Source organism: Janthinobacterium sp. BJB446, assembly GCF_002735655.1.
GTDB classification, from domain to species: domain Bacteria; phylum Pseudomonadota; class Gammaproteobacteria; order Burkholderiales; family Burkholderiaceae_D; genus Janthinobacterium; species Janthinobacterium lividum.
Genome location: NZ_PDZK01000001.1, coordinates 169,092 through 191,012 on the forward strand (window position 1 = coordinate 169,092; position 21,921 = coordinate 191,012).

General features: G+C 62.5%; 26 protein-coding genes. 13 read left to right on the forward strand and 13 right to left on the reverse strand.

Annotated elements, in window-relative coordinates; all coding sequences use genetic code 11:
* Nucleotides 1-138 precede the first annotated feature (138 nt).
* Nucleotides 139-1,212, forward strand: coding sequence for a porin (locus tag CSQ92_RS00805; protein WP_257219091.1), 1,074 nt, complete (start codon nt 139-141; stop codon nt 1,210-1,212).
* Here the strand turns inward: CSQ92_RS00805 and CSQ92_RS00810 are convergent.
* From CSQ92_RS00810 to CSQ92_RS00820, 3 genes are all read right to left on the reverse strand, one after another.
* On the reverse strand, nt 1,200-1,778 hold the full coding sequence (locus CSQ92_RS00810) for a DUF3617 domain-containing protein (protein WP_034786358.1): 579 nt from the start codon (nt 1,776-1,778) through the stop codon (nt 1,200-1,202). The two genes, CSQ92_RS00805 and CSQ92_RS00810, sit on opposite strands and share 13 nt — an antisense overlap.
* 67 nt (nt 1,779-1,845) lie before the next feature.
* Entirely contained in the window at nt 1,846-3,393 is a 1,548-nt protein-coding gene (locus CSQ92_RS00815) for a TerC family protein (protein ID WP_034786355.1), read from the reverse strand.
* An 82-nt stretch (nt 3,394-3,475) separates the two neighbouring features.
* On the reverse strand, nt 3,476-3,760 hold the full coding sequence (locus CSQ92_RS00820) for a hypothetical protein (RefSeq protein WP_099392974.1): 285 nt from the start codon (nt 3,758-3,760) through the stop codon (nt 3,476-3,478).
* A gap of 294 nt (nt 3,761-4,054) precedes the next feature.
* Here CSQ92_RS00820 and CSQ92_RS00825 point away from each other — a divergent pair, with 294 nt between their 5' ends.
* A complete protein-coding gene (locus tag CSQ92_RS00825; protein ID WP_099392975.1) occupies nt 4,055-6,901 on the forward strand; it encodes a M16 family metallopeptidase in 2,847 nt (948 codons plus the stop codon).
* Between the two features lie 71 nt (nt 6,902-6,972).
* Here CSQ92_RS00825 and CSQ92_RS00830 read toward each other — a convergent pair whose 3' ends face one another.
* The 4 genes from CSQ92_RS00830 to CSQ92_RS00840 form a co-directional block, all read right to left on the reverse strand.
* On the reverse strand, nt 6,973-7,608 hold the full coding sequence (locus CSQ92_RS00830) for an OmpA family protein (RefSeq protein ID WP_034786394.1): 636 nt from the start codon (nt 7,606-7,608) through the stop codon (nt 6,973-6,975).
* A gap of 202 nt (nt 7,609-7,810) precedes the next feature.
* A complete protein-coding gene (locus CSQ92_RS28550) occupies nt 7,811-7,957 on the reverse strand; it encodes a lmo0937 family membrane protein (RefSeq protein ID WP_010396376.1) in 147 nt (48 codons plus the stop codon).
* A gap of 183 nt (nt 7,958-8,140) precedes the next feature.
* On the reverse strand, nt 8,141-8,383 hold the full coding sequence (locus CSQ92_RS00835) for a hypothetical protein (protein ID WP_034786348.1): 243 nt from the start codon (nt 8,381-8,383) through the stop codon (nt 8,141-8,143).
* Nucleotides 8,384-8,551: 168 nt separating this feature from the next.
* Entirely contained in the window at nt 8,552-9,214 is a 663-nt protein-coding gene (locus CSQ92_RS00840) for a glycine zipper 2TM domain-containing protein (protein WP_099392976.1), read from the reverse strand.
* A 190-nt stretch (nt 9,215-9,404) separates the two neighbouring features.
* Between CSQ92_RS00840 and CSQ92_RS00845 the strand changes: the two genes are divergently transcribed.
* On the forward strand, nt 9,405-10,181 hold the full coding sequence (locus CSQ92_RS00845) for a Crp/Fnr family transcriptional regulator (protein WP_092612473.1): 777 nt from the start codon (nt 9,405-9,407) through the stop codon (nt 10,179-10,181).
* 88 nt (nt 10,182-10,269) lie between these two features.
* On the opposite strand, the gene CSQ92_RS00850 is transcribed toward CSQ92_RS00845, so the two are convergent.
* Together CSQ92_RS00850 and CSQ92_RS00855 are read right to left on the reverse strand one after the other, a co-directional pair.
* Nucleotides 10,270-10,488 (reverse strand): glycine zipper 2TM domain-containing protein, encoded by a 219-nt coding sequence (locus CSQ92_RS00850; protein WP_034758955.1) that lies wholly within the window; start codon nt 10,486-10,488, stop codon nt 10,270-10,272.
* Nucleotides 10,489-10,669: 181 nt separating this feature from the next.
* Nucleotides 10,670-12,706, reverse strand: a complete 2,037-nt coding sequence (locus tag CSQ92_RS00855) for an AsmA family protein (RefSeq protein ID WP_099392977.1) — start codon at nt 12,704-12,706, stop codon at nt 10,670-10,672.
* Nucleotides 12,707-12,964: 258 nt separating this feature from the next.
* On the opposite strand from CSQ92_RS00855, the gene CSQ92_RS00860 reads away from it, so the two are divergent.
* The 7 genes from CSQ92_RS00860 to CSQ92_RS00890 all read left to right on the forward strand — a co-directional run bounded on the left by CSQ92_RS00860 (nt 12,965) and on the right by CSQ92_RS00890 (nt 17,341).
* Nucleotides 12,965-13,369 (forward strand): DUF4398 domain-containing protein, encoded by a 405-nt coding sequence (locus CSQ92_RS00860; protein ID WP_051992010.1) that lies wholly within the window; start codon nt 12,965-12,967, stop codon nt 13,367-13,369.
* Between the two features lie 32 nt (nt 13,370-13,401).
* The gene (locus tag CSQ92_RS00865; RefSeq protein WP_099392978.1) at nt 13,402-14,301 is read left to right on the forward strand and encodes an OmpA family protein; all 900 of its coding nucleotides are present in this window, start codon (nt 13,402-13,404) and stop codon (nt 14,299-14,301) included.
* A 63-nt stretch (nt 14,302-14,364) separates the two neighbouring features.
* Nucleotides 14,365-14,925: a ferritin-like domain-containing protein gene (locus CSQ92_RS00870; RefSeq protein ID WP_370385375.1), complete on the forward strand. Its 561-nt coding sequence runs from the start codon at nt 14,365-14,367 to the stop codon at nt 14,923-14,925.
* 58 nt (nt 14,926-14,983) lie between these two features.
* Nucleotides 14,984-15,286 (forward strand): DUF883 family protein, encoded by a 303-nt coding sequence (locus tag CSQ92_RS00875; RefSeq protein ID WP_034786336.1) that lies wholly within the window; start codon nt 14,984-14,986, stop codon nt 15,284-15,286.
* Between the two features lie 18 nt (nt 15,287-15,304).
* On the forward strand, nt 15,305-15,691 hold the full coding sequence (locus CSQ92_RS00880) for a phage holin family protein (protein WP_034758936.1): 387 nt from the start codon (nt 15,305-15,307) through the stop codon (nt 15,689-15,691).
* A gap of 21 nt (nt 15,692-15,712) precedes the next feature.
* Nucleotides 15,713-16,051, forward strand: a complete 339-nt coding sequence (locus tag CSQ92_RS00885) for a hypothetical protein (protein ID WP_099392979.1) — start codon at nt 15,713-15,715, stop codon at nt 16,049-16,051.
* 135 nt (nt 16,052-16,186) lie between these two features.
* Nucleotides 16,187-17,341 (forward strand): patatin-like phospholipase family protein, encoded by a 1,155-nt coding sequence (locus tag CSQ92_RS00890; protein WP_099394538.1) that lies wholly within the window; start codon nt 16,187-16,189, stop codon nt 17,339-17,341.
* A 28-nt stretch (nt 17,342-17,369) separates the two neighbouring features.
* On the opposite strand, the gene CSQ92_RS00895 is transcribed toward CSQ92_RS00890, so the two are convergent.
* The 3 genes from CSQ92_RS00895 to CSQ92_RS00905 form a co-directional block, all read right to left on the reverse strand.
* Nucleotides 17,370-17,672, reverse strand: a complete 303-nt coding sequence (locus tag CSQ92_RS00895) for a hypothetical protein (RefSeq protein WP_143450253.1) — start codon at nt 17,670-17,672, stop codon at nt 17,370-17,372.
* Between the two features lie 44 nt (nt 17,673-17,716).
* Nucleotides 17,717-17,869, reverse strand: a complete 153-nt coding sequence (locus CSQ92_RS00900; protein ID WP_010396415.1) for a DUF3309 family protein — start codon at nt 17,867-17,869, stop codon at nt 17,717-17,719.
* A gap of 67 nt (nt 17,870-17,936) precedes the next feature.
* Nucleotides 17,937-18,383 carry a glycine zipper 2TM domain-containing protein gene (locus CSQ92_RS00905; RefSeq protein ID WP_034786328.1) on the reverse strand — a complete coding sequence of 149 codons (447 nt, stop codon included), beginning with the start codon at nt 18,381-18,383 and terminating at the stop codon, nt 17,937-17,939.
* A 266-nt stretch (nt 18,384-18,649) separates the two neighbouring features.
* Between CSQ92_RS00905 and CSQ92_RS00910 the strand changes: the two genes are divergently transcribed.
* The 3 genes from CSQ92_RS00910 (at nt 18,650) to CSQ92_RS00920 (ending at nt 20,868) form a co-directional block, all read left to right on the forward strand.
* Nucleotides 18,650-19,204, forward strand: coding sequence for a hypothetical protein (locus CSQ92_RS00910; protein WP_046682431.1), 555 nt, complete (start codon nt 18,650-18,652; stop codon nt 19,202-19,204).
* Nucleotides 19,205-19,286: 82 nt separating this feature from the next.
* A complete protein-coding gene (locus CSQ92_RS00915; RefSeq protein ID WP_034786324.1) occupies nt 19,287-19,598 on the forward strand; it encodes a BON domain-containing protein in 312 nt (103 codons plus the stop codon).
* A 73-nt stretch (nt 19,599-19,671) separates the two neighbouring features.
* On the forward strand, nt 19,672-20,868 hold the full coding sequence (locus CSQ92_RS00920) for an AI-2E family transporter (RefSeq protein WP_373606010.1): 1,197 nt from the start codon (nt 19,672-19,674) through the stop codon (nt 20,866-20,868).
* A gap of 61 nt (nt 20,869-20,929) precedes the next feature.
* Here the strand turns inward: CSQ92_RS00920 and CSQ92_RS00925 are convergent, their stop codons facing one another.
* Nucleotides 20,930-21,877, reverse strand: coding sequence for a YihY/virulence factor BrkB family protein (locus tag CSQ92_RS00925; protein WP_092612482.1), 948 nt, complete (start codon nt 21,875-21,877; stop codon nt 20,930-20,932).
* Between the last annotated feature and the right edge of the window lie 44 nt (nt 21,878-21,921).

The following is a 21,921-nucleotide window of genomic DNA, read 5'->3' on the forward strand; positions in this document are numbered from 1 at the left end:
GCTGGACAAAAAGCGGGGATAAGGTAACACTGAGATCAGACACACAGCGCATGTCCTGATCAATACCGGGAAGTTTCAATTCACGTTACCGAGATATTTATCATGAAGACCTCGTATTTTGCGCTTGCTGTGATAGGGATGGGGCCTTTCGCGCTGGGCGCGACGGCCCAGGCTGCCGATGGCGCAGGCAGTGCCGCATCCAGTAACGTTGCCGTGTACGGCGTGCTCGACGCGGGTATGGTGGCCGAGCGGGGCTGTGCCGCCAATTGCGCCGGCGCCAAGGTGTCCGGCGGCGTCGCGTCCGGTTCGCGTCTGGGCGTGCAGGGCCGCGAGGCGCTGGGTAATGATGTCACGGCCGTGTTTACCCTGGAAGCGGGCATCCAGAACGACACGGGCCAGTCGGAAGAGGGCCGCCTGTTCGGCCGCCAGGCCTACGTGGGCATCGACAGCCGCCTGGGCGCGCTGACCCTGGGGCGCCAGTACAACCTGCAATACCTGACCCTGACCGATGTGGCCGACCCGTTCAAGGGCGGCATGGCCGGCAGCGCCAGCAACCTGGCCGGCTACAGCGTGAAACGCTACGACAATACCGTCAAATACGTGACGCCCGCCTTGCGCGGCGTGACTGCCAGCGCCATCTACAGCTTTGGCGAGTCGCCGTACAGCAACGCCAACAACCGCGCGTATGGCGCCACCCTCGGCTATTCGGCCGGCGCCGTGAATGTCAGCGTGTCGCACCAGCGCAAGAATAACCTCATCCTCGCTTCCGGCACCTTGCCCGCCATCGACATGTCTGCCCGCAACACCCTGATCGCGGCGAATATCGACCTGAAAGTGGCCACCGCCTTTGCCGCCGTGGGCATCAACAAGGGCTATGGCAGCTCGCCATGGGACCCGAACAATGCCTACAGCGCGCTGGCCCTGTCGATGTCGTCCTCGGACAGCCGCGACACCTTGCTGGGCGTGTCCGTGCCCGTGGGCGGTTTCAAACTGCTGGCGTCCTGGGTGCGCAAGGATGACCGCGACCTGGCCAACCGCGACGCCAGCCAGATGGCCGTCGGCCTCACGTACTCGCTGTCAAAGCGCAGCGATTTCTATGCGTCCTACGCGAAGATCCACAACAAGAACGGCGCCCGCTACACGGTGGGCAATGCCAGCGATTCGGGGCATGGCGATGCGGCGTTTAATCTCGGCTTCCGTCACGGTTTCTGAGCCGCGGTCGCCGATGGGGCAGGGCAGCTTGCGCCCAGCCATTTGCCGTTGCTCGTCACATTCACCTGTTCCGGCGTGCCGCGCGCGCTGGTGGTCACCGCCAGTTGCATGCTGAACGCCTGGTCGCCCGTAAACAGTACCTTGCCTTCGCCGCTCGATTTCGGATTGGCGCAAGTGAACGAGACATTCATGCCGCCCGCGATATCCGTGTTTTTCGATTTGCAGTCACCGGGCTGGCCTGTGGGAATCTGCTTGCGCGCCGCCATGTCCGGCGTCACGCATGCCGTCACGCGCACGGCGCCATCGGCGCCCACGGTGGGCATGGCCATGCCGCGGCTGGCCGCCATGCTTTCCAGCTGTTTGCGTTGATCGGGAGGAAGGTTGCCCAGTTGCTGCAGCACCATGGACATGGCGTTGTCGGTGGCGGCGTCCGGCGACGCCATCTTGCTGTCGACTTGCCACAGGCCCGGCTTGATGGTGGCGGACTGCGAGGCGGCCATGGCATTGGCGTGGGCGCCGAGGGCGGCGCAAGCCAGCAGGGTCAGGCGTAGCAGGGATTTTTTCATCGTGGGGTCTCCGGTATGGGCAGACCCCAGCATACGGCATGGCAAGCGGGGCACGCTTGCCATTGTGTTACAAACTGTGATCGGGCTCGATGCGGCGCACGTCCACGCAGGCGATGCGGCGCTCGTCGGCTTCGATGATTTCATAGCGCAAGTCATCGAGCTCCAGTACTTCGCCCACGGCCGGCATGTTTTCGAAATGCGCCAGCAGGAAGCCGGCGAGCGAGTTGTATTCGCCGTCTTCGCTGACCAGGGTTTCCGTTTCGAACACTTGCTCCAGATAATGCAGGTCCGTCGCGCCGTCGATGCGCCAGTGGCCGGGGCCCAGCACTTCCACGTCGGGCTGCTCGTCCTCGTCGGGGAATTCGCCGGCGATGGCTTCCAGGATGTCGATCGGCGTCAGCACGCCTTGCACGGTGCCGAACTCGTCGACCACCAGCACCAGCTGGCCGCGCGAGCGCTTTAACGTTTCCATGGCTTTCAGCACGCCGGCCGCTTCCGGCACGACGACGGCTTCGCGCATGCTGTCCGGGTCGATCTTGCCGCGCGAGACCAGATCCTCGATGAGGTCCTTGCTGCGCGCGATGCCGACCACATTGTCGAGGTCATCATTGCAGACAGGAATCATGCTGTGCGGCGTGTCGCGCAGCAGTTGCAGCATCTTTTCGCTGCTGTCGTTCAGGTTGACCCACGACACGTCGCCGCGCGGCGTCATGACGGAGCGGATCGAGCGTTCGGCCAGGGTCAGCACGCCGCTGACCATGTTGCGCTCTTCCACGCCGAAGGCGGAGACATCGGGCATTTCCTTGACTTCGTGCTCTTCCACGGCTTCGCGGCCCTTGCGTCCGCCCAGCAGGCTCAGCACGGCTTGCGCCGTGCGGTCGCGCAGGGGGGCGTTCGACTGCAGCTTGAGGAAGTTGCGGCGCGCCAATTGATTGAAGAATTCGATGACGATCGAGAAACCGATAGCGGCGTACAGATATCCTTTCGGAATGTGGAAGCCCAAGCCCTCGGCCACCAGGGAGAGGCCGATCATCAGCAGGAAGCTCAGGCACAGTACGACGACGGTGGGGTGGGCGTTGACGAAGCGCGTCAGCACCTTCGATGCCAGCATCATGACGACGATGGAAATGACGACGGCGGCCATCATCACGTACAGGTTTTCCACCATGCCGACGGCCGTGATGACGGCATCGAGCGAAAAGACGGCGTCGAGCACGACGATCTGCGCCACCACCAGGCCGAAGCCGGCATAGACCTTCGGGCCCGTCTGGGCGTGCGTGATGCCTTCGAGGCGCTCGTGCAGCTCGCTGGTTGCCTTGAACAGCAGGAACAGGCCGCCGAGGAGCAGGATCAGGTCACGCCCTGAAAACGAGAATGTCCATATGGAAAACAATGGCGTGGTCAGGGTGACCAGCCAGGAAATCAGGGAAAGCAGGCCCAGGCGCATGACGAGGGCCAGGGTCAGGCCCAGCACTCTAGCCTTGTCGCGCTGGTGCGGCGGCAGTTTCTCGGCCAGGATGGCGATGAAAATCAGGTTGTCGATACCCAGTACGATTTCCAGTACGACCAGCGTCAGCAGGCCGACCCAGATTGTCGGGTCAAATAACCATTCCATGTGTGTAACCTTGTAAAGTCGATCAGTGTAAAGCGTGCCTGGCGGCTAAAGCCCCGGGCGCGTGGGTGCTGCATGCATGTCTTCAGGGGCGGACGCGCGGCGGCCTGGTGGCCAGCCGCACGTCCGCTTCGGCAAGTGCGCCCGGTCCCGCTTGCCAAATGATGGCGTAAAACGGCACGGCCTGGCGCGAGCTCGGATACAGCGTGATGGGGTCGTTGTCGCATTCTTCGCTACTGCAGCTATCGCAGCTGTCGCCAGGCAGGCCAGCATGGAGGCTGGCATCGGCATAATCGATGCTGAAGGCGGGCGTGGCGCCAGCGCCGGCCGCGATTGCATGCTGGAATGGGGAAGGGCTGGCGTAAGCCATGCTGGCAAACGCCTGGGGTAACGCGATGAAAACAAAAAGGCAGAGCAGGACGAGAGCTCGTCTCATATACAGGCAGATAGTTCTGGAACGGTCGAGTATAACACGCCTGTATGGCAGCTTGATGACAGAGGCTTGCAATAGTGATACGTATGCCGTAAATTATGAAATAGCAATAATTTCACGTGGCGGCGAAGACGCAGCGCGGGCCCCGTGACTATTCTTGCGTTCGTATCACATTGCGCCTGCGCCGTTTGCTTGCGCACGTCTATAACGTAGTGTTACCAGGACTCTGCCTTGAAACCCATTACCGCCCTCCTGCTTGCCGCCGGCATCCTCTCGCCATCGTTCATCCTTGCCGCCACCCCCGTGGAAGCGGCGCCGACCCAGAAAGCCGGCAAGGCTGCGCCCAACCGTGCCGCCGCCGTCAAAGTCACGTCCGTCGAAGGCATCACCGAATACCGCCTGGCCAATGGCTTGCGCGTGCTGCTGTTCCCGGACGCCAGCAAGCCGACCCTGACCACCAACATCGTCTACCTGGTCGGTTCGCGCCATGAAAACTATGGCGAAACGGGCATGGCCCACTTGCTCGAGCACTTGCTGTTCAAGCCCAGCGCCAACTTCGGCATCAAGAAGGGCACCAAGACCCCTGTCGAGATACTGAACTCGACGGGCGCTGATTTCAACGGCACCACGTGGTACGACCGCACCAATTACTACGCCACCTTCCCCGCCAACGACGACAACCTGCGCCAGATGCTGGCCATGGAAGCGGACCGCATGGTCAACGCGGCCATCGACCAGAATGACCTGTGGAACCCGAAGACGCAGAAGGGCGAAATGACCGTCGTGCGCAACGAGTTCGAGATGGGCGAGAGCGACCCGATCGGCGTGACGAGCGAGCGCATCCAGGCCATCGCCTACGACTGGCACAACTATGGCAAGTCGACCATCGGCGCCCGTTCCGACATCGAGCAGGTGAACATTCCCCGCCTGCGCGCGTTTTACCATAAATATTATCAGCCCGATAATGCCGTGCTGATGGTGGCGGGCCGCTTCGATGAAGCCAAGGTCTTGAAACAGATCAATGATCTGTTCGGCAAGATCCCGAAACCCACGCGCGTGATCGAACCGACCTACACGGCCGAACCCGTGCAGGATGGCGAGCGCGCCGTGACGGTGCGCCGCAGCGGCGGCACGCAGTTCGTCGGCGCCGGCTACCACGTGGCGCCGTCCGGCAACCCGGACGCCGTCGCCATCGAGGTGCTCGGTCACGTGCTGACGGACGCGCCGGCCGGCCGCCTGCACAAGGCGCTGGTGGAAACCAAGCTGGCCAGCAAGATCGAATACAACTCCGTGAGCAACCTGGAGCCGGGCTACAACCTGTTCGGCGCGCTGGTGCCGCTCGATGGCAACCTCGATGCGGCGCAGACGGCCATGCTGAAAGTGCTGGAAGACTTGAAGTCGCAGCCGGTCACGGATGCGGAAGTGGCGCGCGTGAAACAGCAGCTGAACAAGCAGGTGGAACTGATCACCTCAAACACGGCGCGCATGACGATCGCCCTGACGGAGTCCCTGGCGGCCGGCGACTGGCGTCTGTTTTTCCTGCAGCGCGACCAGCTCGACAAGCTGACGACGGCGCAGGTGCAGGCGGCGGCCGAGAAATACCTGAAGAGCTCGAACCGCACCCTGGGCCGCTTCATTCCTACCGATGCGCCGGACCGCACCGTCGTGCCGGCCTATGCAGACGTGGCGCCGCAACTGGCCGGCTACACGGGCCGCGCCGTGGTGGCGCAGGGCGAAGCGTTCGATCCGAGCCCCGACAATATCGAAGCGCGCACCCAGCGTTTCACCTTGCCGAATGGCTTGAAGGGCGCCTTGCTGCCGAAGAAAACCAAGGGCAGCACGGTCAGCGCCGTGTTGAAATTGCAGATCGGCAGCGAAGAGAGCTTGCGCGGCAAGGCGAAAGTGGGCGTCTACACGGCCAATCTGCTGTCGCGCGGCACGGATAAACTGTCGCGCCAGGAAGTGAAGGACAAGTTCGACCAGCTGGGCATGCAGGTCGCCATCACGGGCGGCGCCGAGGGCGTCACCGCCATGCTGACGGGCAAGCGCGAGAACTTGCCGGCCGCCATGGACCTGCTGGCGCAAGTGCTGCAAAAGCCGGCCTTGAACGAGACGGAATTCCTGGAATTGCAGCGCGAGCGCGTCGGCCGCGCGGAGCAGGAGTTGCCTGAGCCGCAGCCGCTGGCCGTGAACGCCTTCCGCCGCCTGCTCGACGCCACGCCGGAAAGCCATGTGCGCCACGTGGCCACCTTGCCGGCCGAACTGGTGCAATGGAAAGCCATCAAGGTGGCCGATGTGAAAGCCTTCCATGGCGCCTATTATGGCGCGGCGAACGCGACTTTCGCTGCCGTGGGCGACTTCGACCCGGCCGTGCTGAAGGCGCAAGTGGCCAGCCTGTACGGCAGCTGGAAGGCGCAGCAGCCGTATGCGCGCATACTTGATGCCGTCAAGCCTGTCAGCGGCGAAAAAGTCACCCTGGAAACGCCGGACAAGGCGAACAGCGTGCTGTTCGCCATCCAGCCGATTCCCCTGAAGGATGACGCCGCTAACTATCCCGCCTTGCTGATCGCCAATCACATGCTCGGTGGCGGCGCCTTGCGCAGCCGTCTGGCCGACCGCATCCGCCAGAAGGAAGGCCTGTCGTACGGCGTCGGTTCGCAAGTGAGCATCCCGTCGCGCGAACCGGCCGGCTACTGGATGGCGTATGCCATCAGCGCGCCGCAAAACACGGTCAAGGTGGAAGCGGCCCTGCGCGAGGAAATCGCCAAGGCGCTGGCCGACGGCTTCACGCAAGAGGAATTGGCCGAAGCGAAGAAAGGCTGGCTGCAATCGCAGGAAGTGGGCCGCACGCAGGACAGCGGCCTGGCGCGCGAACTGGCCGGCTACCTTGCCGAAGAGCGTACCATGGCTTACGACAAGGACCTGGAAGCGAAAGTGGCCGCCTTGACCCTGGCGCAAGTGAACCAGGGCCTGCGCGAGTACCTGAAGCCATCGGCCGTGTCGATCGTGACGGCGGGCGACTTTGCCAAGGTGGCGAAAGAGGGTGAAAGCGGCGCCAAGGCAACGACGTCGAAGTAAGCTGTTTTAAATAAAAAAGCCCGCTGGCAAGTTATTTGCCAGCGGGCTTTTTTTATGGCGATTTCCCGGCCTTAGCGGGGAGCGAGCTCTGCTACGTAGATTTCCACGCGGCGGTTGCGTGCGCGTCCCGATGCATCCGCATTCGAGGCGATCGGCTCGCGGGCGCCGCGGCCTTCCGTGACGACGCGGGTCGGCGAGACGCCGCGCATGGACAGGTAGTCGCGCGTGTGGGCCGCGCGTTCCACCGACAGCGGTTCGTTGATGGAAGCGCTGCCCGTGCTGTCCGTATGGCCGATGATGCTGACCGTGGTGTTCGGGTTTTCGTTCAGGGTGGCGGCAAAGCGGTCGAGGATGGGGCGGAAATTGCCCTTGATGTCGGCGCGGTTGGTGTCGAAGGAAATATCGCTGGGGATTTCCATTTTCAGGCGGTTATCGGCCGTCTGCGTCACTTGCACACCAGTACCCTGTGTCGCTTGTTCCATCGCGCGCTTCTGGTTTTCCATGCGGTTCGACCAGATATTGCCGATCACTGCGCCCGCCGCCGCGCCGATCAGGGCGCCGCCGGCCGTGCGGCCGCTGCTGCCGCCACCGGTGGTGCCGCCGATCAAGGCGCCCAGGCCCGCGCCGACGCCGGCGCCCGTGGCCGTGCCACGTTGCGTGGCGGACATGTCCGCGCAGCCGCTGGCGGCCAATGCGATCACCAGCATGCCGATCAGGGATTTGGCGCCAGGGCCTTTTTTGAATACTTCTTTCATGGATTTTCTCCTTGTTTTGTTATTGGGACATACCCAGGAATTACCTGCACACGTTACTGCAAAATGGCGCGGCGTGCCAGTGTGCGCGCACTACAGGCAAAAGGGCGGCGCCCGTTCGCACGCGCGCCGCCCCGTCTGGCCAGTAAATTGGCCTCTATAAACCGCGTCCGCTGATCAGGCGCAGCAGCACCATGATCACGGCGACCACCAGCAGTATGTGGATGAAGCCGCCAATGGTATAGGAAGTTACCAGGCCCAGCAGCCAAAGAATGATGAGTACGACGGCGATTGTATACAGCATGATGTGTCCTCCGAGAGTAATGTGTGGATGACGGCGACGGCCTTGGCCTTGCAGGCGCTGGCGCGTGGCGCCGTCATCGGTTCTTGTCATTGCGCGGCGACTGGGTCGCTGAACGCTGATGCCATGACTAAGTGTCTACTTTGTTTCCCTTGCGTTCTGTACGCTGTCGTACACAAGACTCAACTATCGTGAGCGGTCGGCGTGTTCATCGGCCATGCCCGGCACCCATGCCAGCATGCCGGCCATGCCGACGGCGCCGGCCAGGCAGCTGACCATGCCGCCCGTCAGCAGCAGCATGACGCCGAACACGGGGCCGCCCGCTTCAGGCGCCAAGTCCAGCGCGCAGAAGCCCAGCGCGGTGGCCAGCAAGCCGCCGCCTATAAAGCCCAGCCAGATCCTGTTGCTGCCTGCCTTGTCGTCTTGCATGGCTACTCCTTGATGAGTTTCGTTGAACTTTCCTGAATGCATCATCTCGCGGGACGGCAAGCTCATCTGTACGCCAACGAACATTGTTAAAAAGAAAACGCCCGGACAAGCCGGGCGTGTGTTGAATTTGCAACTTATTGCAGCGGCGGCAGCGCTGCGGCCCATGCCTTAGCCGATGGCGCGCAAGCCGCCGTTGACGACGCGCACGCGGTCGCCCTGGCGCCAGTTTGGCGCGGCGCTCTGGTGCACGGTGCGCGTCTTGCCGTTATCGAGGCGCACGACGATGTTGTAGCTGCGCGTGGCGCGCACGCTGCCTTCGATCTGGTTGCCGGCCACGGCGCCGCCGACCGCGCCCAGCACGGTGGCCAGTTGCTTGCCGTGGCCGCCGCCCACCTGGTTGCCCAGCAAGCCGCCGACGACGGCGCCGCCAGCCGCGCCCACGCCGCTGCCTTCGGCGCGCGTATTGACTTCATGGATGGCTTCGATCACGCCGCAATTGGCGCATACCTGCGGCGCCGGGGCTGCCGCGTATTGTTGCTGCGGTTGCGGCTGGCGCACTGGCTGCTGCTGCTGCTGCTGCTGCTGCTGCTGCTGCTGCTGTGGCAGGGCGGCCAGCGGCTGCGCGCTGGCCGGTTGCAAGTTTGCTGGCGGCTGGTTTGCCTGCAGGTTGGCCATTTGTTCGGCCGAGGTGCTGGCCGCCAGTGGCTGGCTATCGCCCTGGGACGAAGGCAGCCAGCCCATCAGGGCAGCCGTGCCGACGCCGCAAAACAGCAGGACGGCGACGGCGGCGGCAAGCACCAGCGGATGGAGGGATTTGGTGGTGGTAGTCATGGAAGGCTCCTTGGTTATTTTAAATAAAGGGTGCTGCGTGTTCTGTTTGTTGATGCTTGTTCTGTGCGTGTATTGCCAGTGTGCTGTGCCGCTTGCTCCGCTTCCGTGCGTCACCGTACATACAGGGCCGGTACTGCACCGTAGGCTAAGTAAAAATTATGTCGAGTTGTAACGACACCAAGGAAAAGCAATGCCACCAACGACTGCCAGCATGACCCTGTCCCGCGATGCAGGCCGATCCGGCCTGGGTTCGCCCGTGGGCGCGCTTGACGCCGGCAACCGCCTGCTGGCCAGCCTGCCCGAGCACGACTTGCGGCACCTGACGGCGCTGTTCGATACCGTCACGGTCGAGGTGGGCGAGGTGCTGTACGAACCGGGCCAGCCTATCGGCCACATCTATTTCCCTGGCGATTGCCTGATCTCGCTGCTGGCCGTGGCGGAAGGCCGGATGACCTTGGAAGTGGGCTCCGTCGGCCGCGAAGGCGTCCTGGGCGCGTCCGTCGCGCTCGGTCATGACCTGGCGCAAGTGCGTGCCGTGGTGCAGCGTTCCGGTACGGCCAGCCGCATCGGGCGGGCCGAGTTCTGCGCCGAGTTCGCCCAGCTCGAGTCCCTGCAGCGTTTGCTGTACCGCTATACGGACACCCTGCTGGCGCAAGCCATCCAGATTGCCGTGTGCAGCCGCTTCCACGTGCTCGAGGCGCGCCTGGCCCGTTCGCTGCTGATCACGCGCGACCGCCTGCAGTCGGAAAAATTTCACCTCACGCATGAATTTCTTGCCCACACCCTGGGCGTGCGGCGGGTCGGCGTGACCAAGGCGGCCAGCGCGCTGCAACAGCAAAAACTCATCACCTACAGCCGCGGCAATATCGAGATCCTCGATTCGGCGGGGCTGGAAGCCGTGTCCTGCCGCTGCTACGAGCTGGTCAAGGATAGCGGCGCCATCGGCATGGCCAACGTCTTCGTCTGATTCTTCCTGCTGGCGTTCATCCTTCTGCCGCAGACGCAAAAAAGCGGGGTGGGCGCCTGGGCACCCACCCCGCTTTCTCGATCAATAATTACTTCGGCTTGACCTGGTTGCCGATCACGCCGCCGACTGCGGCGCCGCCGACTGCGCCGACGGCGCTGCCGCCCGTCAGCACGGAGCCGGCAACGGCGCCGACACCAGCGCCGATGGCCGTGTTTTTATCCTGGCCGGACATGTTGGCGCAAGCGGTCAAGCTCAGCAGCAGGGCGGCAACGGAAGTGGTAGCGGCGATTTTTTTAATGATTTGCATGATAGTTCTCCTATGAATTCGGACCTCGTGGCGCCGGCATGGTATGGGCCGGTGAGACTTCGTATCGCCACGTCTTGGGTGTTTCAGGCACGATTACAGAATAGGATTGTGGCAAGGCAGGGTCTGTTCGGCAACGCACATAGGGGTGTAACAATTGTAATCGTGCACGGCTACGTGTGACTTACCGGTTTTTGCGCGGCGCCTTGCCCGGTTTCGGCGCCACCGGCTTCACGCGTGCCTGGGCCAGCAGTGCCGCGCATTCGCTATCCTCGACGGGGCCGGTATTGACCAGCGGCAGCAGCGCCGCCACGGGCGCCACCACGGCCAGCGCCAGGGCGCCACCGGCGCGCAGGGCCAGCACTCCCTTGTCGACGCTCACGTCGGGCTTGCTGAAGGTGCCGTGCACATACAGGGGCGAGCGCAGCGAAAAGATGCGCAAGCCCTTGCTGTCCGGACGCAGGGTCAGGTCCAGCCGTTCATCGGCCAGGTTTACCGTGCCGTTGATATTCAGGACGGCGTCATCCGTGTCCACGATGAACTGGCGCGTGCGCATCAATCCCTTGGTGACGGCGAAATCGGCGGCCATGCAGTTCAGCTTGACCTGTTTGTCGCCCGCCAGTTTGGCCAGCACGACACTGCCGATATTCAAGCCCATTTCTTCCAGCAGCAGCTTGCTGATGCTGCCACGGTTGATCAGCGCGCGCACTTCGCCGTTCGAGCTGCCCAGCAGGGTTGCGACGGAATTGCCCGTCGCCGACAGCGAGGCGTCGCCATTGATTTCGCCCACGCTCGCCTGCAGGGCCGGCAGGCGGGGAAACAGCTGCTGGATGTGCAGATGTCGGGCGCTGGCCTTGAGCTCGGCCGCGATGCCGTTGGCGATGACCTTGCCGCTGCCGTCGAGCTTGATTTGCGACGTCAGGGTGCCGCCCGCCACATTGAAGTTGAGCGGCGTCAAGGACAGCACGCCGTCCGTCAGCACCACATGCGTGTCGAGCTTGCTGATCGGCAGTTCGGCATCGCGCGTGATCTTGTCGGCCGTGTAGCGCACGTCGGCGTCCAGGCTGGTCCAGCGTTCCGTCTTGAAGGTTTCCACCGGCAAGACCCGGCCGGCCGGCTGCGTCGACGGCACGCCCCGTTCCTTCTTGCTGGCGCTGGAATCGGCGCCTACCAGCGGACCCAAATCGGAAAATTGCAGCAGGCGCGAGTGGACTTCCCCCGTCAGGCGCTTGCGCGGCGTGCTGGCGGAAAAGGCCAGCTTGCCTTGGACGTCGCTGGAGCCCACCTTGCCGCTGAACTTGTCGTACACCCACTCGCCGCCGCGCGGCGCCAGGGTCGCCGTCAAATGGCCTTCCGTGCTGAAGTGCGGCGTTTCCGGCAACAGCACGCCCGTCAATGGATACAGCCGGGCCATGCTGGGTCCGGATAGCTTCAGGCGCACGTCCAGCGCGGCCAGGTTGGCCGGGCGCGTCAGGGTGCCTTCGATGGCCACGCTGCTGCCGCCCGCGCGCATGTCGGCCTGGATGGGGAAGGGCGTGCCCTGCTGCTGCAGCGATAGTACGCCGCCGGCCTTGCCGCCACCCTTGATGCTTTCGCCATGGTATTTGCCGGACAAGGTCCAGGCGATGCCGTAGCGCGCATCGTCCGCGATGGTGTCGACGTCGGCGCGCATCGCCGTTTTGCTGACGCCATCGTCCAGGTACACGGTGCCCTTGCTGAAGACCACGCTTTGCAATTCCAGCTGCCAAGGCGATGGCTGGTCCTGCTTGTCGAAGGTCCAGTTGTTCTTGCCATCCTTGTTGCGCAGCAAGCGCACCTGCGGCGTGTCGAAGCGCAATTGCGGAATGATGATTTTCTTGTCGAGCAGGGCCAGCGGATTGAGCGAGAACGCCAGCTGGCTGACGCTGGCCAGCTGTGCCTGGCCATCCGTGTCCGTCATGGCGCTCGGGTTGCCCAGGCGCACGTCCTTTGCCTGCAGGTGCGGCCACGGCAGATAGTCGCGCCAGCTTTGTTGCCCGCCAGCCGTTGGCTGCTGCCACGTCAGCGCCAGGTCGCCCTCGATGGCAAACGGCCTTCCCAACGCATCGCTGACGCGCGCATTGAGCCAGGGCTTGGCGCGGTTCCAGTCCATGTTCAGCACGATGATGGAAGCCGTGACGGGCAGGGCGATGAGCACGGCGGTGCTGGCGAGGGCGATTTTCTGACGGCGGGAGAGCGGCATAAGCTGATTCTTTCTGGACAAGTAGTTGCGATGCTACAGGAATCGCTTCAAAGCCGGGCCTGTTTCAGGTTTTGCTGGCGGGCACGTGCGCTGGCGCACGTTGCCCATGCAAGTATTGTCGATTTCTTACCCTATGTGCGGCACCGAACGGATATGCGGGGAGCCGGAGCCTATAACGTCATACATCAAACGCAGTTCCTGATTCCAGATGCACCGACGTATGAACCCTATTGCTTAACATTCTCCAGGAGAAGAAAAATGACAAACCGAGATTTCAAGATGTCCCCATTGGCCGCCTTGGCCGCCTGCGCCACCGCTGTCGTCCTGATGACGGGCTGCTCCAGCCTGAAAACGCCGGCTACGGCCGATGTCGCCGTGTCGCGCGCCGCTGTCGATAACGCTGCCAGCGCTGGCGCCGCCGACCTGGCGCCCGATGAAATGCGTTCGGCCCGCGAAAAAATGCGCATGGCTAACCAGGCCTTGAAAGACCGCGACTACAAGACGGCGCGCGACCTGGCGGACCAGGCGCAAGCCGATGCCAAGCTGGCGCAAAGCAAGGCCAATTCGGCCAAGGCCACCAGCGCCGCTGATGAAATCAACGAGAACATCCGCGTCATGCGCGAAGAGCTCGACCGTGCCAATCAGCAAGCGCCAAAACAATAACTAACAACAATAACTGACAACAGGACCCCATCATGAAAAAAGCTACCTACACTACCATTCCCGGCCTGCTGGCCATGGCCGCTCTGGTTGCCGCCTGCAGCTCCGCACCGACCACCACCAGCCTGCTCGACCAGACCCGCGGCGACTACATGGCGGCGCAATCGAACCCGATCGTGTCGACCTATGCGCCACGCGAATTCCGCGAAGCGAGCGCTGCGCTGGAAGCGGCAAACGCGGCCGCCACGCGCCAGGAAGATAGCGAAAAAGTCGACAAGCTGGCCTACCTGGCCAAGCAAAAGATAGCCACGGCGCAAGAAGTCGCCAAGCAGAAGGCCGCGGAAGCCGATATCGCCAACGCCGGCAAGCAGCGCGACCAGTTGCGCCTCGATGCGCGCACGCAGCAGGCGGACCAGGCCACGGCTCGCGCCCAGTCGGCGCAGGCGGATGCGGAAGCGGCCAAGGCCCAGGCGCAAGCGGCCGAAGCGTCGGCCCGCGATGCGCAAGCGCGCGCCGCCGGACTCGAAGCGCAGCTGGCCGACCTGGCCGCCAAGAAAACGGAACGTGGCATAGTGATCACCCTGGGTGACGTGCTGTTTGGCACGGACAAGGCGAACCTGACGGCCGATGGCGCAAATACGGCGCGCAAGCTGGCCGATGTACTGAAAAACAACCCGCAGCGCACCGTGCTGATCGAAGGGTTTACGGATAGCACGGGCGGCTCCGCGCACAACCTGGAATTGTCGCAACGCCGCGCGGAATCCGTGCGCAATGCGCTGCTGGAGCAAGGCATCAGCCGTGACCGCATCGCCACGAAAGGCTATGGCGCCGCCTATCCGGCCGCCGGCAACGACACGGCGTCGAACCGCCAGCTGAATCGCCGGGTGGAAATTGTCTTGTCGGAAGATAACACGGCCATTCCCGCCCGCCGTTAAGCCGCGCCGCCTGACGCGGAAGTAGAAAGGCAGCACCGGCCGAAGCTTGGCCGGTGGATACCCATGCAAGACTTGAAAGGAAACATCATGACCCAAACATCTGTTGAGATTCCAGCTGGTATCGATACGGCAGCCATCCGCGCTGCCGCCAAAAACCTGGACGATGGCGCCGTGACGGCCGGCTACCAGGCCGACCGCCAGGAGTTGATTACCCTGTTGAATGGGGCGCTGGCCACCGAACTGGTGTGTATTGCGCGCTACAAGCGCCATTACTACACGGTGAGCGGACGCGACAACGGCACCATCAAGGCCGAGTTCCTTGAGCATGCGCAGCAGGAACAGGAGCACGCCGACTGGCTGGCTGAACGCATCGTGCAATTGAATGGCAAGCCAGATTTTAATCCTGCAACATTGCTTGCGCGTAGCCATGCCGAGTATGATGACTCCGAAGACGTGCAGAGCATGGTGCGTGCCAATCTGATCGCGGAACGGGTAGCGATCGAGTCGTATCGCCAGATGATCGTGAAAATCGGCGACAAAGACCCGACCACACGCCATTTGTTGATCAAGATCATGGCTGTTGAGGAAGAGCACGCCGATGATATGCGCGATCTAATGGAATAGTGTTTTTGAGTAAAGTAGGTATAGTAACTACATTCATCCACAGCTAAGGAGCTAAACCATGTTGGAAAACAATATCACCACCGTCAATAACGATGTCAAAACCTTGGTCAAGGATGCGCAAGCCCTGTTCAGCGCCGCTGCCGCCCTGACCGGCGAAAAAGCCGATGAAGTGCGCGTCAAGGGCATGAAAACCCTGGATGCCGCCCTGGCCAAGGCGCATGAAGCGCAAGCGTCGGCCATCGTTGCCACCAAGCAGCTCGCCTCCCAGGCTGACGGCTATGTCAAGGAAAACCCATGGCGCACGGTGGCCGTCGCCGCTGGCGTCGGCGTACTGGTCGGCTTCATCCTGGGCCGCAAGTAATCCACTGTCAGGAGCGATATGGACAAGTCTGCTTCGTCTCACCAGGGGCCGGGATTGATCGGCTCGGTCGCCGGCCTGGCCAAAAACGCCGTCGGACTGATGTTGTCGCGGCTGGAACTGGCCACCATCGAACTGTCGGAAGTGCGCAATCACATGCTGCAGCTGATTGTCATTTTCGCGCTGGCGACCGTGGCGGGCTTGTTTGCCATCGCTTACGGCAGCGTGCTGATCGTCTTTCTGGCCTGGGATAGCCTGGGCTGGAAGATCCTGGCGATCATGACGGTCGTGTTCGTACTGCTGGCCATCGCCCTGGTCATGTATGCGCGCGCCATGCTGCGTCAAGGAAAGCTGTCCATGCCGGCCACCATGGCGGAATTGAAGGCTGACCGCGACATGCTGATGTAAGCTGCATTACGAGGAGAATTCATGTCGGACAACGACAAACTGGCGGCGCAAGCCGCCCGCAAGCGCCTGCTGATCGCCCAGGGCGAAATGTACCGCGTGGGCATCGTGCATGCGCGCGCCAACGTGGGCTATGCGCTGCGCCCGGAATCGATGCTGCAGGGCGTGGTCGAAACGGCGGTCGGCTTTGCCGGCCACCGCGTCGAATCCCTGCTGGCGCCGGGCGGCATGCGTTTGCAAGGCGCCATGCCCTATGTGCTGACGGCGCTATCGTTTGTCGGACGCAAGAAGCTGGTCAAGCCGGCCCTGGTCCTCGTGGCCGTGGCCGCCGTCGCCGCCAGCTGGCTGCGCCGCAAGCGCTGAACGCCAGCCGTGTTGTACAGGAACGCCGTCATTGACGGCGTTTTTTTTTGCCCGTACCCAACGTCCGGCACGTGCAGGCGCAATCCCTTACAATGATTCACGCCGCACCCGCGCGGCGGACAGAGGGCTATCTTGATGACGAATTCAAAGACACCGATCAATCAGTTAAATCCTTCGCGCCTGCGCATCGTGCTGGTGCTGCAAGGCGGCGGCGCACTGGGCGCCTACCAGGCCGGCGTCTACCACGCGCTGCACGAACATGGCCTGGCGCCCGACTGGGTGGTGGGCACCTCGATCGGCGCCATCAATGCCGCCATTCTGGCGGGTAACAAGCACGAAGACCGGCTCGTGCGTCTGAAGGAATTCTGGCAGCGCGTGGCGCACCGCGACAGCATCGACATGAACCTGGTATCGGACCAGCAGCGCCGCTCGAACATCTGGCTGGCCACGCTCGATACGGTGCTGCGCGGCGTGCCTGGCTTCTTCAAGCCGCGCGCCTTCAGCCTGTTTCCCGTCGGAATCGCCGTCAAGCCGGAAGAGGCCAGCTTCTATGACACCAGCGAACTGGCCGGCACCCTCGAGGATCTGGTCGATTTCGATTACCTGAACCAGCCCGGCGGCATGCGCCTGACCGTCAACGCCCTGCGCGTCAAATGCGGCAGTCTCACCAGTTTCGACCGCCAGCAGCAGCCCCTGACGGCGGACCATATCCGCGCCAGCGGCGCCTTGCCGCCCGGTTTTGCCGGCGTGCGCGTCGATGGCGATTTATATTGGGACGGTGGCCTGTACTCGAACACGCCGCTGGAAACCGTGCTTGACGACACGCCCCACGTCGACACCCTGGTCTTCATGGTCGACCTGTGGAGTTCGGAAGGACCGGAACCGACCACCCTCGACGAAGTGCAGACGCGGCAAAAGGACGTGACCTTCGCGTCGCGCTCGAAGCGGCATATCGCCGATTACGTCAATACGCATACCTTGCAGCGCAAATTGCGCGAACTGTACGCCGGCCTGCCCGATACCAAGCACAACCGCCAGCAGACGGAAGAGCTGGTGGCGCTCGGTTGCGACAGCACCATGCACATCGTGCGTCTGCCGTATGCGGGGCGCGACTGGCACATGGCGGCCAAGGATATCAATTTTTCCCGGGGCTCCATCGAGTGGCGCTGGGAGCAGGGTTACCAGGATGGCTTGCGCGCGATCAAGGCGGCCGGCTGGCTGGCCTTTGTCACGGAAGATACGCCACTCGTGGTGCACGAACTGCCGCCCTACGAGCGCGACGCCGCCTGATCAGGCCGAGTCGCAAGAGTACGCTTCACTACTGCGGATGGGCCGCTTCGCGCAGTTTTTCCGCGTTCGCCATGTCTTGCCGATACGTGTCCTGCGCATCCTTCAGGCAGGTGGCGCGCGCGGCGGATGGTTCCGAACGGCAGGCTTTTTTGGCCTCGGCCAGGGCGGCGGCGATTTCCTTGCGCAGGGTGCGCAGCTGGGCTTGCGCCGTGCTGTCTTCCTGGTACCAGCGTTGCGGGTCGCCCGGTTGCGGCGTGGCCGTCTGGGCCAGTACCAGTGGCGCCAGGCTGCAGGCGAACAGGGTGGCCAAGAGTGTGTTGTGGATAGTCATGATAGTTCCTCCTTGAAATAAAAAAGGCGCCGCAGCGCCTTTTTTTACAACCTGCCCGTCAGTAATAGCAGAATCAGTATCACTACGACCAGGCCGGCGATGCCGCTGGGGCCGTAACCCCAGTTGCGGCTATGCGGCCAGGTAGGCAGGACGCCGACCAGGGCCAGGATCAAGATGATCAGAATGATGGTGCCCATGGCAACTCCTTGTTATCGTACGACTCATGCGGGATGGCGGCTGCCTGTTGGCAAGCTCCGCCGAAAATTAATAGCGGTAGACGCGGCCGTCAACGACGCGCACGCGGTTGCCCGGGCGCAGATCATTCGCGTTGTCCTGCACCACGGTGCGGTATTCGCCGTTGTCTAGACGTACGCTGATCTGGTAGGCCTGCGCTTGCTGCCTGCGGCCTTCCACCTGGTTGCCCACGACGCCGCCGGCGACGGCGCCCGCCACGGTGGCGGCCGTGCGTCCGCCGCCCGAGCCGATGGTATTGCCCAGCAGTGCGCCGGCGATGCCGCCGACCACGGCGCCCGCGCCGCTGGTTTGTCCACCGCCCTGCACGATCTGGATGGAGTCGACGGTGCCGTACATGGCGGATTCAGGCTGGTTGGCCGGGTAATATTGTTGTGACTGGGAAGGACCGGTGGCGCAACCGCTCAGTGCGGCGGTGGCGGCGAGCATCAGTGCAGCCAAGGTGGCGTTGGTTTTCATTTTATTCTCCTGACGAGGTGAGGGTGTAGTGCCATCTTAGTCATGCCCCTGTTTCCGGTCTGTACGCTGCCGCACGTACTTATTTGGTGCCGAAAATGGTATTTTTTACCGGGACGATCCAGCAAAACGTTGTTATTTATCCCTGTCTGCCTTCCGCTTTCAAAATAAATTACTTGTGTACGGCAGCGTACAGAAGAGAGGCGGCGATCCACGTAAAACGGTAGTCATGCCAAGCAGACATGCTTGTCACTACCAGGGAGAAATACATGAACAAGAATAAGCTTTTCACCGCCATCGTTGTCAGCCTGGCGTGCGCCGCCTGGGGCGGCCAGGCCGTGGCTGCCACGCCGGAAGCAAAAGCAGCCTACAAGGCGGCCAATGAACAGGCGGGCCTGAATTACAAGCTGGCCCATGCCGAATGCGAAAAAATCACGGGCAACCCGAAGGATGTCTGCATCGCCGAAGCAAAGGCCGTGCGCACCTACGATGAAGCTGTGGCCCAGGCGCAATACACGAATACCCTGCGCGCCTACACCAAGGCGCGCATCAAGATTGCCGATGCCAATTACGACGTCGACCTGGCGCGCTGCAATGCGCTGACGGGCAACGACAAGGATGTCTGCGTCAAGCTGGCCAAGTCCACCAAGGTGGCGGCCCTGGCCGATGCCAAGGCAGACAAGAAAGTCATCGAAGCGCGCAGCGATGCGCGTGAAGCAAAAAGAAAAGCCGAGTACAAGGTCGCGACAGAAAAATGCGATGCATTAGCCGGCGCAGCCAAGGATGACTGTATCAAGGCTGCAAAAACCCAGTTCGGTTACTGAGCTCCCTCCGGCGCGCAGTCACCAAACTGGTATAAGAAGCTCATTGTGAGCACATTGATTGACCACTCCTAAGGAAAAAACCATGAAATTCACCAAATCTATCGCTACTGGCCTTTTCGTCGCTTCCCTGTTCGCTGTTGCAGGTTGCGCTTCGACCCCAACCAAGGAAGGCACGGGCGAGTACATCGACGACGCGGCCATCACCACCAAAGTGAAAGCCAGCATCTTCAACGAGCCTACCCTGAAATCGACGGAAATCAACGTTGAAACCTTCAAGGGCGTGGTTCAGCTGAGCGGCTTCGTGGCCCAGCCAGCCGATGCCGCCAAAGCGGGTGAAATCACCCGTGGCGTCAAGGGCGTGAAGTCCGTGAAAAACGACATCCGCGTCAAGTAATGGCCTGACCTGCCGCAGCGGCCAGCCCCAGGGCTGGCCGCTGCGGCCCTCCACCGACCGTCGCGGGAATCGCATGCATATCCAGCCTACAGATACCCCGCCCGAGCCGGTGGCGGCTGCCTCCACCGAGCCTGCCGGGCCACCTCCCGGCGCGCCCGCGGAGCAGCCAGACTCATCCTTGCGTTTGCCGCTGCATGTCAATGCGCGTGGCATGGCGCTGGGCATCATCGCCACCGTCAGCTTCATTTATGCGCTGCAGTGGGCACAGAAATTCCTCATTCCCGTCATCTTCGGCATTTTCATCGCCTACACCCTCAATCCCGTCGTCGCCTGGCTGGAAAAGCTGCGCCTGCCGCGCGCCATCGGCGCCACGGCCGTGACGGCCCTGATCCTGTTCGGCTCCATCGTCGTGGTCGAGCGCGTGCAGGGCGAATTCGAATCCATCGTTGAAGAATTGCCGGCCGCCACGCATAAATTGTCGCGCCTGATCGCCGCCAGTACGGGCGGCAAGAACAGCACCTTCCAGAAGATGCAGGCCGTGGCCAATGAAATCGAGCAAGTGGCTGCCGGCGCCGAAGCGCGCCGCAACAACCGCCGCGCGGCCGCCGCCGAGGCGCCCAACTTCAAGATCATGGACTGGGTCTGGGCCGGCTCGCTGGGCCTGGTGGGCTTCCTCAGCCAGGCCACCATGGTCATCTTCCTCGTGTTTTTCCTGCTGCTATCGGGCGACACCTTCAAGCGCAAGCTCGTCAAGCTGACGGGGCCGTCGCTGAGCCGCAAGAAGGTCACCGTGCACATCCTGGAAGACATCAATACGTCGATCCAGAACTATATGTTCATGCTGTTCGTCACGAATGGCTTGCTGGCGGTCCTGATGTGGATCGCCCTGCGTGTGATCGGCCTGGAAAACGCGGGCGCCTGGGCCATCGTGGCCGGCTTGCTGCACATCATGCCGTATTTCGGCCCCTTGCTCATCACCATCGCCACGGGCCTCGTTGCCTTCCTGCAGTTCGAATCGCTGGAAATGGTCTTGCTGGTGACGGGCACGTCGATGGCCATCGCCACCCTGGTGGGCACCTTTGTCACCACCTGGATGACGGGACGCATCGCCCGCATGAATCCCACGGCCGTGTTCATCAGCCTGCTGTTCTGGGGCTGGCTGTGGGGCGTCTGGGGCTTGTTGCTGGGCGTGCCCATCATCGTCATCGTGAAGGTTGTGGCCGAGCGCGTGCAGGGCATGGAAGTGGTGGCCGAGCTGCTGGGCGAATAGCTTGCGGCAACGTAGAGAAAACGGCGCCCGCGGGCGCCGTTGTTGCATGCAGACTTATCGCTTACGACTGGTGGCGTTTCAGTATCTTGATTTGCACATCGCCATCGTCCGTCTTCGGCATATCCTTCATGCTGCCCAGCTGCAGGGCGAACTGGCGCGTGAATTCGGCGCCCAGGAAGAAGATTTGCGCTGAATAATATACCCACAGCAGCAGGGCCACGAGCGAACCGGCCGCGCCATAGCTGCTGGCCACGCCGCTGTTGCCGATATATACGCCAATGGCGTATTTCCCCAGTGAAAACATGAAGGCCGTGCCGATGGCGCCGATCAGCACGTCGCGCCAGGACAGGCGCACGCGCGGCAGCATTTTATAGATGACGGCAAACAGGCTGGCGATCACGGCAAAGCCGATCAGGTTCGACAGGATGGTAAACAGCACGGCCGTGTCCTTCCACACGCCTTCCCAGAAGTTGGCGAGGATGGCCATGGCCGCGTTGACCACCAGCGACACCATCAGCAGGAAGGCCAGCACCAGCACCAGGCCGAAGGACAGCAAGCGCGTGCGCAGCATGTCCCAGGCGCCAGCTTCCTTCAGCGGCGGCACTTGCCAGATTTCATCGAGGCTGGCTTTCAGTTCGGCAAATACGCTGGTGGCGCCGAACAGCAGCAGCGCGCTGGCGATGAGGGTGGCGATGCGTCCCTGTTCATGGTTCTTCGCGCCGGCCAGCACCAGCTGGATGGCTTCGGCGCCCTGCGTGCCCAGCAATCCCTGCAGTTGTCCCATCAGTTCGCCGCGCGCGGCGGCCGGGCCATAGAAAAAGCCGGCGATGGCAATCACCAGCACGAGGATGGGGGCGATGGAAAACAGGGTGTAATAGGCGAGGGCCGCGCCCTTGCTCGAGGCGCGGTGTTCCAGCCATTCGGTGACGGAACAGACGATGACACTGCGCATCTGCTTGCTGAACGGCGCCAGGCCGGCCAGTCTGGGATAGCGGGTAGAAATATTCATGGTGGCTTTCAATGCAAAAAAGGGGCGCGAGCCCCTTTTTTTAT

Excerpts from the sequence above, each read along its gene's own strand:
- CSQ92_RS00855 (WP_099392977.1), bottom strand. The coding sequence starts at position 12,706 with ATGCCGCTCTCCCGCCGTCAGAAAATCGCCCTCGCCAGCACCGCCGTG.
- CSQ92_RS00845 (WP_092612473.1), top strand. The coding sequence starts at position 9,405 with ATGCCACCAACGACTGCCAGCATGACCCTGTCCCGCGATGCAGGCCGA.
- CSQ92_RS00910 (WP_046682431.1), top strand. The coding sequence starts at position 18,650 with ATGAACAAGAATAAGCTTTTCACCGCCATCGTTGTCAGCCTGGCGTGC.
- CSQ92_RS00890 (WP_099394538.1), top strand. The coding sequence starts at position 16,187 with ATGACGAATTCAAAGACACCGATCAATCAGTTAAATCCTTCGCGCCTG.
- CSQ92_RS00920 (WP_373606010.1), top strand. The coding sequence starts at position 19,672 with ATGCATATCCAGCCTACAGATACCCCGCCCGAGCCGGTGGCGGCTGCC.
- CSQ92_RS00900 (WP_010396415.1), bottom strand. The coding sequence starts at position 17,869 with ATGGGCACCATCATTCTGATCATCTTGATCCTGGCCCTGGTCGGCGTC.
- CSQ92_RS00815 (WP_034786355.1), bottom strand. The coding sequence starts at position 3,393 with ATGGAATGGTTATTTGACCCGACAATCTGGGTCGGCCTGCTGACGCTG.
- CSQ92_RS00860 (WP_051992010.1), top strand. The coding sequence starts at position 12,965 with ATGACAAACCGAGATTTCAAGATGTCCCCATTGGCCGCCTTGGCCGCC.
- CSQ92_RS00875 (WP_034786336.1), top strand. The coding sequence starts at position 14,984 with ATGTTGGAAAACAATATCACCACCGTCAATAACGATGTCAAAACCTTG.
- CSQ92_RS00830 (WP_034786394.1), bottom strand. The coding sequence starts at position 7,608 with ATGCTGGTGATCGCATTGGCCGCCAGCGGCTGCGCGGACATGTCCGCC.
- CSQ92_RS00905 (WP_034786328.1), bottom strand. The coding sequence starts at position 18,383 with ATGAAAACCAACGCCACCTTGGCTGCACTGATGCTCGCCGCCACCGCC.
- CSQ92_RS00885 (WP_099392979.1), top strand. The coding sequence starts at position 15,713 with ATGTCGGACAACGACAAACTGGCGGCGCAAGCCGCCCGCAAGCGCCTG.
- CSQ92_RS00880 (WP_034758936.1), top strand. The coding sequence starts at position 15,305 with ATGGACAAGTCTGCTTCGTCTCACCAGGGGCCGGGATTGATCGGCTCG.
- CSQ92_RS00870 (WP_370385375.1), top strand. The coding sequence starts at position 14,365 with ATGCAAGACTTGAAAGGAAACATCATGACCCAAACATCTGTTGAGATT.
- CSQ92_RS28550 (WP_010396376.1), bottom strand. The coding sequence starts at position 7,957 with ATGCTGTATACAATCGCCGTCGTACTCATCATTCTTTGGCTGCTGGGC.
- CSQ92_RS00810 (WP_034786358.1), bottom strand. The coding sequence starts at position 1,778 with ATGAAAAAATCCCTGCTACGCCTGACCCTGCTGGCTTGCGCCGCCCTC.
- CSQ92_RS00850 (WP_034758955.1), bottom strand. The coding sequence starts at position 10,488 with ATGCAAATCATTAAAAAAATCGCCGCTACCACTTCCGTTGCCGCCCTG.
- CSQ92_RS00805 (WP_257219091.1), top strand. The coding sequence starts at position 139 with ATGGGGCCTTTCGCGCTGGGCGCGACGGCCCAGGCTGCCGATGGCGCA.
- CSQ92_RS00925 (WP_092612482.1), bottom strand. The coding sequence starts at position 21,877 with ATGAATATTTCTACCCGCTATCCCAGACTGGCCGGCCTGGCGCCGTTC.
- CSQ92_RS00835 (WP_034786348.1), bottom strand. The coding sequence starts at position 8,383 with ATGCAAGACGACAAGGCAGGCAGCAACAGGATCTGGCTGGGCTTTATA.
- CSQ92_RS00865 (WP_099392978.1), top strand. The coding sequence starts at position 13,402 with ATGAAAAAAGCTACCTACACTACCATTCCCGGCCTGCTGGCCATGGCC.
- CSQ92_RS00820 (WP_099392974.1), bottom strand. The coding sequence starts at position 3,760 with ATGGCTTACGCCAGCCCTTCCCCATTCCAGCATGCAATCGCGGCCGGC.
- CSQ92_RS00895 (WP_143450253.1), bottom strand. The coding sequence starts at position 17,672 with ATGACTATCCACAACACACTCTTGGCCACCCTGTTCGCCTGCAGCCTG.
- CSQ92_RS00915 (WP_034786324.1), top strand. The coding sequence starts at position 19,287 with ATGAAATTCACCAAATCTATCGCTACTGGCCTTTTCGTCGCTTCCCTG.
- CSQ92_RS00840 (WP_099392976.1), bottom strand. The coding sequence starts at position 9,214 with ATGACTACCACCACCAAATCCCTCCATCCGCTGGTGCTTGCCGCCGCC.